13 protein-coding genes are annotated in these 16,340 nt (G+C 44.3%); all 13 read left to right on the top strand.

All coding sequences use genetic code 11. From position 1 onward, the window contains the following. Positions 1 to 34 precede the first annotated feature (34 nt). The 13 genes from ileS (at position 35) to pyrE (ending at position 16,296) form a co-directional block, all read left to right on the top strand. On the top strand, positions 35 to 2,803 hold the full coding sequence (gene ileS / locus ACZ9AO_RS12945) for an isoleucine--tRNA ligase (protein ID WP_476109202.1): 2,769 nt from the start codon (positions 35 to 37) through the stop codon (positions 2,801 to 2,803). A 206-nt stretch (positions 2,804 to 3,009) separates the two neighbouring features. After that, complete coding sequence (gene lspA / locus ACZ9AO_RS12940) at positions 3,010 to 3,480, top strand: signal peptidase II (RefSeq protein WP_034313851.1); 471 nt, start codon at positions 3,010 to 3,012, stop codon at positions 3,478 to 3,480. Continuing rightward, positions 3,473 to 4,390 (top strand): RluA family pseudouridine synthase, encoded by a 918-nt coding sequence (locus tag ACZ9AO_RS12935; protein WP_476109201.1) that lies wholly within the window; start codon positions 3,473 to 3,475, stop codon positions 4,388 to 4,390. Before lspA ends, ACZ9AO_RS12935 begins: the two co-directional genes overlap by 8 nt. Positions 4,391 to 4,586: 196 nt before the next feature. After that, a complete protein-coding gene (gene pyrR, locus ACZ9AO_RS12930) occupies positions 4,587 to 5,129 on the top strand; it encodes a bifunctional pyr operon transcriptional regulator/uracil phosphoribosyltransferase PyrR (RefSeq protein WP_048684666.1) in 543 nt (180 codons plus the stop codon). A gap of 176 nt (positions 5,130 to 5,305) precedes the next feature. After that, on the top strand, positions 5,306 to 6,595 hold the full coding sequence (locus ACZ9AO_RS12925) for a solute carrier family 23 protein (RefSeq protein WP_082196681.1): 1,290 nt from the start codon (positions 5,306 to 5,308) through the stop codon (positions 6,593 to 6,595). A gap of 197 nt (positions 6,596 to 6,792) precedes the next feature. Continuing rightward, positions 6,793 to 7,728, top strand: coding sequence for an aspartate carbamoyltransferase catalytic subunit (locus tag ACZ9AO_RS12920; RefSeq protein ID WP_251538913.1), 936 nt, complete (start codon positions 6,793 to 6,795; stop codon positions 7,726 to 7,728). Continuing rightward, positions 7,691 to 8,977: a dihydroorotase gene (locus tag ACZ9AO_RS12915; protein WP_476109200.1), complete on the top strand. Its 1,287-nt coding sequence runs from the start codon at positions 7,691 to 7,693 to the stop codon at positions 8,975 to 8,977. Before ACZ9AO_RS12920 ends, ACZ9AO_RS12915 begins: the two co-directional genes overlap by 38 nt. Beyond that, entirely contained in the window at positions 8,974 to 10,080 is a 1,107-nt protein-coding gene (locus ACZ9AO_RS12910; protein WP_048684617.1) for a carbamoyl phosphate synthase small subunit, read from the top strand. The genes ACZ9AO_RS12915 and ACZ9AO_RS12910 overlap by 4 nt, the downstream gene beginning before the upstream one ends. Continuing rightward, positions 10,059 to 13,265 (top strand): carbamoyl-phosphate synthase large subunit, encoded by a 3,207-nt coding sequence (gene carB / locus ACZ9AO_RS12905; RefSeq protein WP_053534349.1) that lies wholly within the window; start codon positions 10,059 to 10,061, stop codon positions 13,263 to 13,265. The genes ACZ9AO_RS12910 and carB overlap by 22 nt, the downstream gene beginning before the upstream one ends. After that, a complete protein-coding gene (locus tag ACZ9AO_RS12900) occupies positions 13,262 to 14,041 on the top strand; it encodes a dihydroorotate dehydrogenase electron transfer subunit (RefSeq protein ID WP_476109199.1) in 780 nt (259 codons plus the stop codon). The genes carB and ACZ9AO_RS12900 overlap by 4 nt, the downstream gene beginning before the upstream one ends. Then, the gene (locus ACZ9AO_RS12895) at positions 14,038 to 14,979 is read left to right on the top strand and encodes a dihydroorotate dehydrogenase (RefSeq protein ID WP_251538921.1); all 942 of its coding nucleotides are present in this window, start codon (positions 14,038 to 14,040) and stop codon (positions 14,977 to 14,979) included. Before ACZ9AO_RS12900 ends, ACZ9AO_RS12895 begins: the two co-directional genes overlap by 4 nt. Next, the gene (gene pyrF / locus ACZ9AO_RS12890; protein WP_054396936.1) at positions 14,951 to 15,667 is read left to right on the top strand and encodes an orotidine-5'-phosphate decarboxylase; all 717 of its coding nucleotides are present in this window, start codon (positions 14,951 to 14,953) and stop codon (positions 15,665 to 15,667) included. The genes ACZ9AO_RS12895 and pyrF overlap by 29 nt, the downstream gene beginning before the upstream one ends. Continuing rightward, positions 15,661 to 16,296, top strand: coding sequence for an orotate phosphoribosyltransferase (pyrE, locus tag ACZ9AO_RS12885; RefSeq protein WP_034313822.1), 636 nt, complete (start codon positions 15,661 to 15,663; stop codon positions 16,294 to 16,296). Before pyrF ends, pyrE begins: the two co-directional genes overlap by 7 nt. Positions 16,297 to 16,340: the final 44 nt, after the last annotated feature.

The raw sequence follows: 16,340 nt of genomic DNA, 5'->3' as shown, positions 1-16,340 counted from the left end.
GAATTTTTTTAAAAGACGGATGGAGGATTTTATGATGGAATACAAAGATACCTTATTGATGCCTAAAACTGAATTTCCAATGCGGGGGAATTTGCCGAAGCGTGAACCGGAAATCCAAGAAAAATGGAAAGAAATGAACATCTATAAAAAAGTGCAAGAACAAACGGAAGGACGTCCTTTATTCATTTTGCATGATGGACCTCCATATGCCAACGGCGATATCCACATGGGCCATGCAATGAATAAGGTTTTAAAGGATTTCATTGTCCGATTTAAATCGATGAGCGGTTTTCAAGCACCGTATGTACCTGGCTGGGATACACATGGGCTTCCAATCGAAACGGCATTGACGAAAAAAGGCGTGAAACGGAAAGAAATGAGCGTTGCCGAATTCAGAAAGCTTTGTGAAGAGTATGCTTATGGCCAGATTGACAATCAACGTGAGCAGTTTAAGAGAATAGGGGTCCGTGGTGATTGGGAAAATCCTTATATCACATTGAAACCTGAATATGAAGCACAGCAAATCAAGGTATTCGGTGAAATGGCGAAAAAAGGCTACATTTATAAAGGGAAAAAACCTGTTTACTGGTCCCCTTCAAGTGAATCAGCGCTAGCCGAAGCCGAAATCGAATATCAAGACAAACGCTCTGCTTCGATCTATGTTGCTTTTGAAGTCACAGATGGCAAAGGAGTAATCGATGAAGGCGTCAAGATCATCATCTGGACGACAACTCCATGGACGATTCCGGCTAATCTTGGTATTTCATTGCATCCGCAATTAAATTATGTAGTAGTGGCTGTCGAAAATGAAAAATTCTTAATTGCTGAGGCACTGCTTGAATCGGTTACGGAAACATTAGGCTGGGAAAACCCGTCCATCCAAAAAACAGTAAAAGGGGGCGAGTTGGACCGTGCTGTTGCCAAACATCCTCTTTATGACCGTGAATCTTTAGTGATGTTAGGTGAGCACGTAACGACTGAAGCTGGAACGGGCTGTGTTCATACTGCGCCAGGTCATGGTGAAGATGACTTTATCATTGGGCAAAAATATGGCTTGGACGTACTTTGTCCTGTAGATGAAAAAGGGGTCATGACGGAAGAAGCAGGGGAATTTGCCGGATTATTTTATGATCAAGCGAATAAACCGATTACCGAAAAATTAACTGAAGCTGGCGCGTTATTGAACTTGACGTTCATCACGCACTCTTATCCACATGACTGGCGGACGAAGAAGCCAACGATCTTCCGTGCAACAGCACAATGGTTCGCGTCAATCAAGGACTTCCGCAATGAACTTCTGGAAGCGATTGAAGAAACGGAATGGGTACCGGCTTGGGGCGAAACGCGCCTATTCAATATGGTCCGTGACCGTGGGGATTGGTGTATTTCCCGCCAACGCGCTTGGGGCGTGCCAATTCCAGTGTTTTATGCAGAAAATGGCGAGCCGATCATTACGGATGAAACCATCGACCATATTTCAAACCTATTCCGCGAACACGGTTCAAACATCTGGTTTGAGCGTGAAGCGAAAGATCTTCTGCCTGAGGGCTATACACATGAAGGCAGCCCGAATGGTATCTTCACGAAAGAAACGGATATCATGGACGTATGGTTCGATTCCGGTTCTTCTCATCAAGCGGTACTTGAAGAAAGAGACGACTTGCAACGCCCTGCTGACCTTTATTTAGAAGGGTCCGATCAATATCGCGGCTGGTTTAACTCATCACTTTCAACAAGCGTTGCCGTTACAGGCAAAGCACCATATAAAGGTGTACTTAGCCACGGGTTCGCATTGGATGGCGAAGGCCGTAAAATGAGTAAGTCGATTGGGAATGTTGTACTGCCATCCAAGGTCATGAACCAACTGGGTGCAGATATCTTACGCCTTTGGGTAGCTTCGGTGGATTACCAATCGGATGTCAGGGTTTCCGATCCTATTTTAAAACAAGTTTCGGAAGTTTACCGTAAGATCCGTAATACTTTCCGCTTCCTGTTAGGGAACTTGGATGGATTCAATCCTAAGACCGATAAAGTGGCTGTTCAAGAATTGCCTGAAGTCGATCGATACATGCTGGTTAAATTAAATAAACTGATCAAACAGTCGAAGCTAAGTTATGAAAATTATGAGTTTGCTACCATTTATAATATGGTCAATAATTTCTGTACACAGGATTTAAGTTCGTTCTACCTTGATTATGCTAAAGACATTCTTTATTGTGAAGCACCAAATGGGAAAGAGCGTATGGCCATCCAAACGGTCCTTTACGAATCATTGGTCAGCTTGACTAAATTGGTATCACCGATCCTCTCTCATACAGCTGATGAAGTATGGGCGTTCATTCCGGGTGTAACGGAAGAAAGTGTACAGTTGACATTGATGCCTGAAGAAATTTCCATTGATGATGCTGAAGTCATTGAAGCAAAATGGACGGCGTTCATGGATGTCCGTGATAATGTTCTGAAAGCATTGGAAGAAGCCCGGAACCAGAAGGTCATCGGAAAATCACTGAATGCTAAAGTGACGGTATATGTTAATGAAGAAACGAAAAACCTGCTTGATGGCATCAAGGAAAGCTTTGAACAGCTATTCATCGTATCTGAATTTGAAATCGCTGGAGAAGTGGCAAGTGCCCCAGCTGAAGCGGTTAAACTTGAGGATATAGCAATCCTTGTTACAAAAGCAGAAGGTGAAACGTGTGAACGTTGCTGGAATGTTTCGAAGGAAGTAGGTCAAGTGGAGGATCATCCAACACTTTGCCCGCGTTGTGCTACAGTCGTGAAAGAACATTACGTGAATCAATAATTCCTGCAAAAAAGCCGGCCCTATATGAAGGGCCGGCTTTTTTGTGTGAATGAAAGCTAAAGCCCCAATCGGGAATTTTGCCTTTATCCAATCTTCCCGATATTCTTAAAGAACAGTTAGCGGACTTCTGTTTTTCGGATTAGTCATTATTTCTAGTTTATGCTACAATTCAAAAGTGAAGATTTGATTAGTTTGGGGGAAAAAATGTGTTTTATTATTTGATTGCCCTTTTGGTCATAGCTCTCGATCAGCTGACAAAATGGATGATTGTGAAAAAAATGGAGTACGGAGAAAGCATTGAAATTATTGAAAACCTTCTATATATCACCTCGCATCGTAATCGTGGGGCAGCATGGGGAATTCTACAAGGTCAAATGTGGTTTTTCTACATCATCACCATCGCTGTCATTATTGGACTTGTCTATTATATTCAGAAAATGGCGAAGGAAAGCATTTTGCTCGGAGTTGCACTTGGTCTCATGCTAGGCGGTGCGATTGGTAATTTCATCGATCGTGTTGCTCGTCAGGAAGTAGTGGATTTCGTTCATACCTATATTTTCAGCTATAGTTTCCCGGTATTTAATGTTGCTGATGCTGCGCTTTCAATTGGTGTCGGACTGCTCGTGATTCATATGTTTTTAGAAGAAAAAAACGCTAAGGAGAAAGATAATGGATAAAAGGTTATACAGCATCGATGAAACACTAAAAGGAGTTAGGATTGATAAGGCCCTTTCCACTTTAAATGAGGAATGGTCTCGCACGCAAGTCCAGCAATGGATCAAGGAAGATCACGTTTTGGTAAATGGCGCGGTTATTAAGACGAATTACAAAGCCGTTCCTGGCGATACAATCGAAGTGACGATTCCAGAACTTGAGGAATTGGATGCGGTAGCAGAGGAAATGGATTTGGATATCTATTATGAAGATGCAGATGTACTCGTGGTTAATAAACCGAGCGGTATGGTCGTCCATCCGGCACCGGGACATGTATCTGGCACGCTTGTAAATGGATTGATGGCTCACTGCAAGGATCTTTCTGGAATCAACGGTGTCATGCGTCCTGGAATCGTCCATCGGATCGACAAAGATACATCAGGGCTATTGATGGTTGCCAAAAATGATATGGCACATGAGAAACTGGTACAGCAGCTCGTTGACAAAACGGTTACCCGTAAGTATCAAGCTGTAGTTCATGGTGTGATCCCTCATGATTTCGGAACGATCGATGCACCGATCGGCCGCGATAAAAAAGATCGCCAAAGCATGACTGTCACAGATTCGAATGCCAAAAATGCCGTCACGCATTTCCGTGTCATCGAACGCTTCAAAGATTTCACTTTGGTGGAATGCCAGCTTGAAACAGGAAGGACGCATCAAATCCGTGTTCATATGAAATACATTGGTTTCCCACTGGCGGGAGATCCTAAATATGGTCCAAAAAAGACCCTGAAATTGGATGGACAAGCGTTGCACGCCGGTCTTCTAGGTTTCATTCATCCACGAACAAATGAGTATATGGAATTCGAAGCTCCGATTCCGGAGGAGTTTGAAAATCTAATTAATCAATTACGTAGAAGTAATGATTGACAAATTCATTTTTTTGATATATTATAATAACAACTTAATAAGAACCTTTAACACAGTTCAGAGAGACTGAGAAGGAAACGGATACGCAAAGTGGGATAATTATGCCCATGGCGATAAAATCCTCATGCCTTCTTGGCATGAGGATTTTTTTGTTGAAATTGACTTATCAGAAAAAAGAATCGGGGTGGCCGACGTGTTGAATGAGAAAGCCATAGTACTTGATGAGCAGGCCATTAGCAGAGCCTTGACAAGGATTGCCCATGAAATCATTGAGAAAAATAAGGGGATTGAGGATTGCGTCTTAATCGGGATACGTACACGCGGGATTTTCCTCGCTGACCGACTTGCAAAGCGCATCAATCAAATAGAAGGCAAGGAAATAGAGCTGGGTGAACTGGATATTACACTTTATCGCGACGACCTTTCGAAAAAGACCAATGATGGGGAACCCATCGTAAAAGGTTCGGACATTCCGGTCAATATCACTGACAAGAAAGTGATTTTAGTGGATGATGTTCTTTTCACAGGCAGAACCGTTAGAGCGGCAATGGATGCTCTGGTGGATTTGGGAAGACCTTCGCAGATCCAGCTTGCCGTATTAGTGGATAGGGGACATAGGGAACTGCCGATTCGCGCGGATTTCGTCGGTAAAAACGTTCCGACTTCCCAATCTGAAAAAATTACAGTTACTTTAACAGAAGTAGATCAAGTAGATCAAGTTACTATATTAGAAAACTAAACACCATGAAAATTTCATATTACCCTTTTAAAGACAGTCCAGAGAGGCTGGCAAAGGGGAGTCAATCGGAAGAGCTATGCCCATGTATAGGCATTTACCTTCTGAGAAACCCTCTTTGTATACTGCAAAGAGGGTTTTTACAGTTTTGATGGAATTTTCATGAGGGGGATACGGAAATGGAAGAAATGAAAAGGGACATCGTACTGGATGTCGAGGACGTGCCAAAGGCTGGACAGTGGATTACGTTAAGCATCCAGCATTTGTTCGCCATGTTCGGCGCAACGGTGCTGGTGCCATTCCTGGTAGGTTTAAGCCCGGCGGTAGCACTGGTTTCAAGCGGGTTGGGAACACTTTCGTACTTATTGATAACGAAAGGTCAGATACCAGCTTATCTCGGTTCATCTTTCGCTTTCATTACGCCAATCATCGCGGCTAAGGCTTTGGGAGGTCCGGAAGCGGCCATGATCGGCTGTTTTGCGGCAGGGTTCATATATGGGATTGTAGCTTTGATCATCCAAAAAGTCGGTTTGAGCTGGTTAATGAATATACTTCCTCCGGTTGTGGTGGGTCCGGTGATTATCGTAATCGGATTAAGCCTTGCCGGAACGGCAGTGGACATGGCAATGTATGATCCGCAAGATAAATACAGCGTCACTTATATAATTATAGCGCTGATCACTTTAGCGGTAACAATCATCTGCAACGTATTCTTTAAGGGATTCATTAACTTGATCCCCATTTTAATGGGAATCATAGTGGGCTACGGCTGTTCGGCTGTAGCAGGTATAATAGATTATGAACCAATCAAGGCAGCAAAATGGTGGGAAATGCCTGAATTCATGTTTCCGTATGTAACCTATACACCGACCTTCTCATGGGAAGTCATTGCCATCATGGTACCGGTTGCCATCGTAACTTTATCAGAACATATCGGTCACCAGATGGTACTGAGCAAAGTAGTCGGCAGAAACTTTTTGGAAAAGCCAGGTTTGCATCGCTCGATTTTAGGAGATGGCGCAGGAATCATGATTGGGTCCTTCATCGGTGGGCCGCCGCTGACTTCGTATGGTGAAAATATTGGGGTCCTGACTATGACGAAGGCTTACAGTGTCTATATCATCGGAGGGGCGGCATTGACTGCAATCATCTTTGGCTTTAACGGTAAGATTTCAGCAGTCATCAGCTCGATACCTACAGCTGTGATGGGCGGCATTTCCATCTTGCTCTTCGGTATCATCGCCTCAAGTGGATTGAGGATGCTAATTGATAATAAGGTCGACTTTGACAAGAAAAGAAACCTGATGATAGCTTCAGTCATCCTGGTGTTAGGAATCGGAGGAGCGTTCGTACAACTATCGGAAACGGTATCGCTTTCCGGAATGGCACTTTCAGCCATCGTCGGAATCCTTCTTAACTTGATTCTTCCTGACCGGGAAAAAATATCCGGAGATATATTTGGAAAATAAGATATTGCATCAAAACAATAGATCACCTTTTAAAAGAAGTCCAGAGAGGCTTAAAAGGGTGTTGCTGTAAAGATGAATGAGAACGGAGAAAAGTGTAAACCATTCCGTGTCCTCACAATCTTTATGACCTACACCCTGTCCTTAATGGCGGGGTGTTTTTTATGCCCCGCATCACAAATGTGAGAGGAGCAGGATCGATGAAAAAATTATTGACCATGAATGAATTGACAATAAGTGAGATTGAAGGGATTTTACATGAGGCAGAGTGTTTTGCCAACGGAACCAGCTGGATTCCAAAGCAACTGACCACAGTTGCCAATCTCTTCTTTGAACCAAGTACACGTACAAAATCAAGCTTTGAAATGGCTGAAAGAAAATTGGGACTTGAGGTCATTCCTTTTGATGCGGGTACATCATCCGTGTTAAAAGGCGAAACCTTATATGACACAGTTAAAACGTTAGAAGCGATAGGTGTAAATGCCTTGATCATCCGTCATGAACAGGATAATTATTTTGACGAATTGAATGAGAAGATCGCGATTCCAATAATCAATGCAGGGGATGGCTGCGGAAATCACCCAACCCAATCATTACTGGACTTATTGACGATTAAACAAGAGTTTAAAAGTTTCAAAGGTTTGAAGATTGCGATAATCGGTGATGTAAGGCATAGTCGGGTTGCAAAATCGAATGCAGAAGCACTGACTCGTTTAGGAGCGAATGTCGTATTTTCGGGTCCGCCTGAATGGTTTGACAGAACAAACAGTTTAGGAAGGTATGAAGACATCGATCATGCGGTAGCTACATCAGATGTGGTCATGCTGCTCAGAATACAGCATGAAAGGCATATTGATAAATACGATCAGGCAAATGGAGATTACCTGGAAAAATTCGGCCTGACCAAACAACGTGAAAAAAATATGAAACCGGATGCGATCATCATGCATCCTGCACCAATAAACCGCGGTGTTGAAATAGACAGTGATTTAGTCGAATGCAGCCGCTCGAGAATTTTTAAACAAATGGAAAATGGCGTGTTCATTAGAATGGCCGTATTAAAAAATGTGCTTGAACAAACCGAAGGGGGAAACATCCATGAAAACAGTAATCAAAAATGGAGTATTGCTAGATAATCAAAACTCATTCAAAAAAGCGGACATTGAGATAGAAGGCAAGGTCATCACAAAGATCGGCGAGGACTTGGCGACGGAAAATTGTAACGTAGTTGACGCTGGAGGATTACTGATTACACCTGGGCTTGTTGACCTGCATGTCCATTTACGCGAACCGGGCGGTGAACATAAGGAAACAATCGCAAGCGGGACGCTTGCAGCGGCAAGAGGCGGTTTCACTACGGTAGCGGCGATGCCTAATACAAGGCCAGTTCCTGATACAGTGGAGAACCTAGAAGCGCTTAACAGGAAAATTGAAGAAACGGCTCATGTCAGGGTACTCCCATATGCATCCATTACGATTAGGGAAGCTGGCAAGGAGCTGACCGACTTTGCTTCACTAAAACAAACGGGTGCTTTCGCCTTTACAGACGATGGCGTAGGAATTCAAGAAGCCGGGATGATGCTGGAAGCGATGAAACGGGCAGCAGCTCAAGATATGGCCATTGTTGCTCATTGTGAAGACAATAGCTTAATCAATAAAGGCTCCGTCCATGAAGGAAGATTCTCAAAAGAACAGGGGATCAATGGAATTCCGTCGGTATGTGAAGCTGTACATATCGCCCGGGATATACTTCTTGCCGAAGCGGCAGACTGCCATTATCACGTGTGCCATATATCCACTAAGGAATCGGTAAGGACGGTAAGGGATGCAAAGCGTGCAGGTATCCGCGTCACCGCCGAAGTAACACCGCATCACTTATTATTGTGTGAAGATGATATACCGGGACTTGATACGAATTATAAAATGAACCCGCCATTAAGGGGCCGTGAAGATCGGGACGCGTTGATTGAAGGACTGCTTGACGGAACCATCGATTTTATAGCAACAGACCATGCCCCGCATGCGGCAGAGGAAAAGGCGCAGGGAATGCAGCTGGCTCCTTTCGGAATCGCAGGATTGGAAACGGCCTTCCCGCTGCTTTACACCGAATTGGTTAAAAAGGGCGTCATAACATTAAAGCAATTGATCGATTTCATGACAATCAAACCATCCGAAAGCTTCTCCCTTCCTTATGGAGAGCTAAAAGAAGGTGCTACTGCGGATATCGTACTCATCGATTTGGAAACGGAAAAAGAAATTAATGCTGAAGAGTTTGCTTCAAAAGGGAAAAATACACCTTTTAATGAAAAGAAATGTTATGGCTGGCCAGTCATGACGATTGCAGAAGGAAAAATAGCTTGGGAAAAAGGACGTGTTCAAGGATGAAAAGACAGCTAATTTTAGAAGATGGGACAGTATTCCTTGGGGAAGCATTCGGCGGGGACGTAGAAAAAATAGGTGAAGTCGTTTTTAACACAGGAATGACCGGTTACCAAGAGATTCTATCCGATCCATCGTATTGCGGTCAAATCGTTACACTTACGTATCCATTAATCGGGAACTACGGGATAAACCGCGATGACTTTGAATCCATCAATCCAGCCATAGCAGGATTCGTCGTTAAGGAAACAGCAGAACTTCCTTCCAACTGGCGAAACCAATTATCACTAGATGAATATCTGAAAATGAAGAACATACCTGGAATAAGCGGAATCGATACGAGAAAGCTGACAAGAATCATCAGGAAATCAGGTGCACTAAAAGGGGCGCTTTGCAATATCAATAAAGATGCAAGTGAAGTGGTTTCCCAATTGAAGGCAACAGTGATTCCTTCTAATCAGGTAAAACAGGTTTCAACAAAAGCACCTTATTCCAGCCCGGGCAGAGGCCCGCGGGTTGTTCTTGTAGACTACGGCATGAAGCATGGGATTTTACGTGAGTTGACGAAGCGCGGCTGTGATGTCGTGGTTGTACCTTATAACGTCACGGCCGAAGAAGTGATGCAATACCATCCGGATGGCGTGATGCTTTCAAACGGCCCTGGAGATCCGAAAAGTGTTCATGAGACGCTCGAAATGATCCGTACAATCCAAACGCAAGTACCGTTATTCGGAATCTGTTTAGGACATCAATTATTCGCACTTGCAAACGGGGCGGATACGGCAAAATTAAAATTCGGCCATCGAGGTTCGAATCATCCGGTTAGGGACCTTCGTACCGGAAAGGTATCCATCACATCTCAAAATCATGGATATACAGTTGAAGAGCTTTCCATTGAAAGTACAGATCTTATTGTGACACATACAGCATTGAATGACGATACGATTGAAGGTCTGCGCCATAAAAAGTATCCAGCTTTCACCGTACAATATCACCCGGAAGCATCACCAGGTCCGGAAGATGCCAACTACCTATTCAATGAATTCTTACAAATGATTGAAGCTGCAACCAACAAGGGGGAAAAAACATGCCAAAACGCAATGATATAAAAAGCATCCTAGTAATTGGTTCCGGTCCGATCGTCATCGGACAGGCCGCCGAGTTCGATTATGCAGGAACCCAAGCGTGTATAGCCTTAAAAGAAGAAGGCTATCGAGTGATCCTGATTAACTCTAACCCTGCGACAATCATGACAGACACTGAAATGGCTGACGCGGTTTATATCGAACCGATCACATTGGAATTTGTCAGCAAAATCATTCGTAAAGAGCGCCCGGATGCATTGTTACCTACCTTGGGCGGACAGACTGGCTTGAACATGGCAGTTGAGCTTGCCGAATCAGGAATCCTGGAAGAATGCAATGTCCAAATTCTTGGGACCAAACTTTCGGCTATCCAACAAGCGGAAGACCGTGACCTTTTCCGTACGCTAATGAATGATCTGGGGGAACCAGTGCCTGACAGTGACATTATTCATAACCTGGAAGAAGCTTATACATTTGTTGAACGAGTCGGCTATCCGGTCATTGTTCGTCCAGCCTTCACGCTTGGCGGAACGGGCGGTGGGATTTGTGATAACGAAGAGCAGCTTATCGAGATCGTTGAGGGTGGCCTGAAAAGCAGCCCGGTTCACCAATGTCTGCTTGAGAAGAGCATTGCCGGTTTCAAAGAAGTGGAATATGAAGTGATGCGTGATTCCAATGATAATGCAATAGTTGTTTGTAATATGGAAAACTTCGATCCTGTCGGTGTCCATACAGGCGATTCAATCGTTGCGGCACCAAGCCAAACATTAAGTGACAGAGAGTATCAAATGCTTCGAAATACGTCTTTGAAGATTATCCGCGCCTTGAAAATTGAAGGTGGATGTAATGTTCAGCTTGCGCTAGATCCAAACAGCTATCAATATTATGTCATTGAAGTGAACCCAAGGGTCAGCCGTTCTTCGGCACTTGCTTCAAAAGCGACTGGGTATCCAATTGCAAAGCTAGCAGCAAAGATAGCCGTTGGTTTGACGCTCGATGAAATGATGAACCCTGTCACTGGCAAAACCTATGCCAGCTTTGAACCGGCACTGGACTATGTCGTTACGAAAATTCCGCGCTGGCCTTTCGATAAGTTCGAAAGCGCCAACCGTAGGCTCGGTACCCAAATGAAAGCGACCGGAGAAGTCATGGCAATCGGCCGTACATTCGAGGAATCAATCTTAAAAGCTGTGCGTTCCCTTGAAGCGGGTATATTCCATCTTAATTTGAATGACGAGTTTGAGGATGGAAAGATAGAGAAACGGATCAGAAAAGCCGGAGATGAACGGTTATTCTATATCGGTGAAGCGTTAAGAAGGGGAAAAACGATCGAAACCATCCACGAATGGAGCCAGATCGATTTATTCTTCTTGCATAAGTTGAAAAAGATAATCGACTTTGAAAAGCAGCTTAAAGAACATTCTTTTGATTGTGAAGTATTGCAAAAGGCTAAAGAACTAGGGTTTTCTGATAAAACGATCGCGGAAATATGGGGAGTTCCCGAAATTGATGTCTATGAATACCGGAAACAGCAAGGAATCATCCCTGTTTACAAAATGGTTGATACATGTGCTGCCGAATTCGAATCGGAAACTCCGTATTTTTATGGGACATACGAAGATGAGAATGAATCCATCGTCACTGACAAGAAAAGTGTCATTGTTCTGGGATCAGGCCCAATTCGGATCGGGCAAGGAGTAGAGTTTGATTATGCGACCGTACACTCTGTATGGGCCATTAAGGAAGCGGGATATGAAGCGATCATCATCAACAACAATCCAGAAACAGTTTCGACGGATTTCAGTATCTCCGACAAACTTTATTTCGAACCATTGACTATTGAAGATGTCATGCATGTCATCGATTTGGAAAAACCGGAAGGGGTCATCGTACAGTTTGGCGGACAGACAGCTATCAACCTTGCAGATGGTCTTGTTGAAAGAGGAGTGAAAATCCTTGGTACTTCACTTGAAGACCTGGATAGGGCGGAAAATCGAAATAAATTTGAAAAAGCACTTAAGGATTTAGGCATCCCTCAGCCAAAGGGCAAAACTGCAACATCGGTTGATGAAGCGATCATCATCGCTGAAGATATCGGGTACCCGGTTTTAGTAAGGCCATCGTATGTCCTCGGAGGAAGAGCGATGGAAATCGTCTATAAACAAGAAGAATTGCTGCATTACATGAAAAATGCCGTAAAAATAAATCCGGATCATCCTGTCCTGATAGACCGCTACTTAACGGGTAAGGAAATCGAAGTGGATGGTATTTCCGATGGAGAAACGGTCGTTATCCCTGGGATCATGGAGCATATTGAGCGCGCCGGCGTCCATTCAGGTGACTCGATTGCAGTCTATCCGCCACAAAACTTAACGGAAAAACAAAAAGAAGTAATCATTGATTATACGACCCGATTGGCAAAAGGCTTGAATATAATTGGTCTCTTGAACATTCAATATGTCATCAGCAATGAAGAAGTGTATGTGATTGAAGTAAATCCACGTTCCAGCCGAACCGTTCCATTCTTAAGTAAGATTACGAATGTGCCGATGGCTAACTTAGCCACGAAGGTCATCTTGGGCCACACGCTTGAAAGCCAAGGTTACAAATCGGGGTTAGTGCCAGAACAAACTGGGGTCTATGTGAAAGTGCCGGTCTTCTCATTTGCGAAATTAAGAGGTGTGGACATCTCACTCGGACCTGAAATGAAATCGACCGGTGAAGTAATGGGGAAAGATAGCACCCTTGAAAAAGCTTTATATAAAGGGCTGGTCGCTTCCGGTTTCAAGATCAAGGGGCATGGTTCGGTGTTATTGACGATATCGGATAAAGATAAGCAAGAAGCGCTGCTTTTAGCAAGGCGTTTCCATAATATCGGCTTCAAGCTGATAGCCACCAGCGGAACTGCTGCCCTATTGGAGCAATCAGGAATCCCGACTGCGATTGTCGGAAAAATTGGCGAAGAAGGTACAAACCTGCTGGATGTCATCCGGAACGGGGAAGCGCAATTTGTCATAAATACTTTGACAAAAGGTAAGCAGCCGGCACGGGATGGTTTTAGAATCCGACGTGAATCGGTTGAAAATGGAGTGACATGCCTAACATCACTTGATACGGCAGAAGCCATTTTAAGAGTGATAGAATCCATGACCTTCTCGGCAGAAGCAATGGGAAAAACGGAAAAAAGTCGTGAGGTGAGCTATATATGATCAAGAAGGAAAGAATGAAGGTGTTAAATCATAAGGAACTGGCCCCATCCATCTTTGAACTTACCCTGCAAGGTGAATTGGTTTCAGAGATGAATCAACCAGGCCAGTTTGTCCAAGTCAAGACAACAGAAGGCACTGAGCCATTGTTAAGACGCCCGATTTCGATTTCTTCTTACAACAGCAGTGAAAAACAGTTCACGATGATATACCGGGCTGAAGGTAAAGGAACGACACTGTTATCGCAGCGTAAAGAGGCGGAAGCGGTCGATATCCTTGGACCTCTTGGCAACGGATTTCCCGTTCATGAGGCTAAACAGGGTGAAACGGCATTATTGGTTGGCGGCGGGATTGGTGTCCCGCCCCTGTATCAATTATCAAAAATGTTGGTTGCGAAAGGTGTTACGGTAATCCATGTATTGGGCTTCCAGACCAAGTCAGCCATCTTTTACGAAAAAGAATTCAGTGAATTAGGTGATACCTATATTGCCACGGTGGATGGTTCATACGGGACAAAAGGATTTGTTACGACTGTAATAGACAATCTGGAGCAAGAGTTTGCAACGATCTTTTCATGCGGGCCTACACCAATGTTAAGAGCCTTGGAATCGGGCTATCGTGAGAAAAAGCTTTTCCTGTCACTTGAGGAAAGGATGGGATGCGGCATCGGTGCATGCTTTGCTTGCGTGTGTCATACAGGGGATGATCCAACTGGTTTCAGTTATAAAAAGGTTTGCAGCGATGGACCCGTATTCCGGGCAGGAGAGGTGGTATTATGAGCAGGCTTTCAGTTGAATTACCAGGATTACACTTGAAAAACCCGGTCATGCCAGCATCTGGATGCTTTGGATTCGGCCGTGAATACAGTCAATTTTTCGACTTGGATATTCTTGGGGCGATCATGATCAAAGCGACCACTCCTGAGCCGAGGTTCGGCAACCCGACTCCGCGTGTTGCGGAAACCTCTTCGGGAATGCTGAACGCCATCGGTCTGCAGAATCCAGGCTTGGAAAAGGTCATCAGTGAAGAACTGGCCTGGCTAGGTAGGTATGATGTTCCCATCATTGCCAACGTTGCAGGTTCGCAAATAGATGACTATGTAAAAGTTGCCAGTGAAATAAGCAAGGCGGGGAATGTGAAAGCACTTGAATTGAATATCTCTTGTCCGAATGTAAAAGAAGGAGGCATAGCTTTCGGTACGGTACCGGAAGTTGCCAAAGAGGTAACCAAGGCGGTAAAGGAAGTATCTTCCGTCCCAGTCTATGTGAAGCTTTCACCGAATGTCAGTAATATTGTGGATATGGCCAAAGCGGTTGAAGATGGCGGGGCCGACGGGTTGACAATGATAAATACATTAGTCGGCATGCGATTGGATTTAAAAACGGGCAAACCGATCCTTTCTAACAGAACGGGTGGATTATCTGGTCCTGCAATAAAACCTGTAGCGCTCCGGATGATTTATGAGGTTAGCCAGCAAGTTTCTATTCCAATAATCGGAATGGGCGGCATCGCTACGGCGGAAGACGTCATTGAATTTTTCTATGCGGGTGCCAGTGCTGTTGCGGTGGGAACCGCGAACTTCGTGGATCCCTTTGTATGCCCGACCATCATCGAAGAATTACCGAAATTGTTGGATGAGCTGGGATTTGACCATATTTCAGAATGTACCGGAAGGAGCTGGAAGCAAAATGAAACAGTCACTAATAATCGCTCTTGATTTCCCTGACCTCCTTCAAACGGAGACATTCCTAAAACAGTTCCATTCGGAAAAACTGGCTGTAAAAGTGGGGATGGAATTATTTTATCAGAATGGTCCATCAATCGTTTCTTTCGTAAAGGAGCAAGGTCACGATGTGTTTTTGGACTTGAAGCTTCATGATATTCCAAACACCGTTAAAATGGCCATGACCGGATTGGCAGCTTTAGGCGCTGACATGGTCAATGTACATGCGGCAGGTGGACAAAAAATGATGGAAGCAGCCATGGAAGGTCTGGATAAGGGTACGTCCGCTGGTAAAAAACGACCATTATGCATTGGGGTTACCCAACTGACGAGCACGTCACAAGAACAAATGAATGCTGAGCAAAACATTGCCGGGTCTCTGGAAGATTCGGTCCTCCATTATGCAAAACTTACTAGACAGGCAGGATTGGATGGCGTCGTCTGTTCTACCCATGAAGTAAAGAACATACATGAACGCATCGGTCATGAATTCTTAACCGTCACACCTGGAATCCGAAGTGCAGGTGGACAGACGCATGATCAAAAGAGAATTGCCACGCCTGAACAAGCTAGGGATTTTGGAGCGGATGCCATCGTTGTAGGGAGAGCCATAACGGGGGCGGCAGATCCATTAAGGGCGTATTTGGATATGAAAGCAGCTTGGGAGGGAATATCATGTTAAATAATAAGATAGCTGAACATCTATTGGAAATAAAAGCAGTGTACCTACAGCCGAATGACCCCTTTACTTGGGCATCTGGAATTAAATCACCCATTTATTGTGATAATCGCTTAACCCTTTCATACCCAGAGGTTCGCAATGAAATAGCGGAAGGATTGAAAGGTTTAATTGAACAGCATTTCCCTGAGGCTGAACTGATTGCGGGCACAGCAACTGCCGGCATTCCGCATGCAGCTTGGGTGAGTGAAAAATTAAATGCACCGATGTGCTATGTTCGATCCAAAGCCAAGGAGCACGGAAAGGGCAATCAAATCGAAGGCCGCGCAGTTCCAGGACAAAAAGTGGTGGTTGTAGAAGACTTGATTTCAACCGGCGGAAGTGTGATTACTGCTGTTAACGCGCTGAAAGAGGCCGGATGTGATGTTCTAGGAGTCGTTTCGATCTTTACTTACGAATTGGAAAAGGGAAAAGAAAAATTCGAAGCTGAGGGCATTATTAACCATTCGTTGAGTGACTACTCTACTTTGATAAAAGTCGCTAATGATAAAGGGTACATCACGGCAGAAGAATTGGAAAAGCTAAAAAAATGGCGGGAGAATCCGGCTGATACAGCTTGGATTTCGGCATGAAAATAGAGGGGGCCCAATCACTTAGGACTGGGCCCCCTCTATTT

The organism is Peribacillus sp. TE19612, from assembly GCF_056279465.1.
The sequence above is the reverse complement of the archived record's forward strand: the minus strand, read 5'-3'. Positions and strand labels throughout refer to the sequence as shown.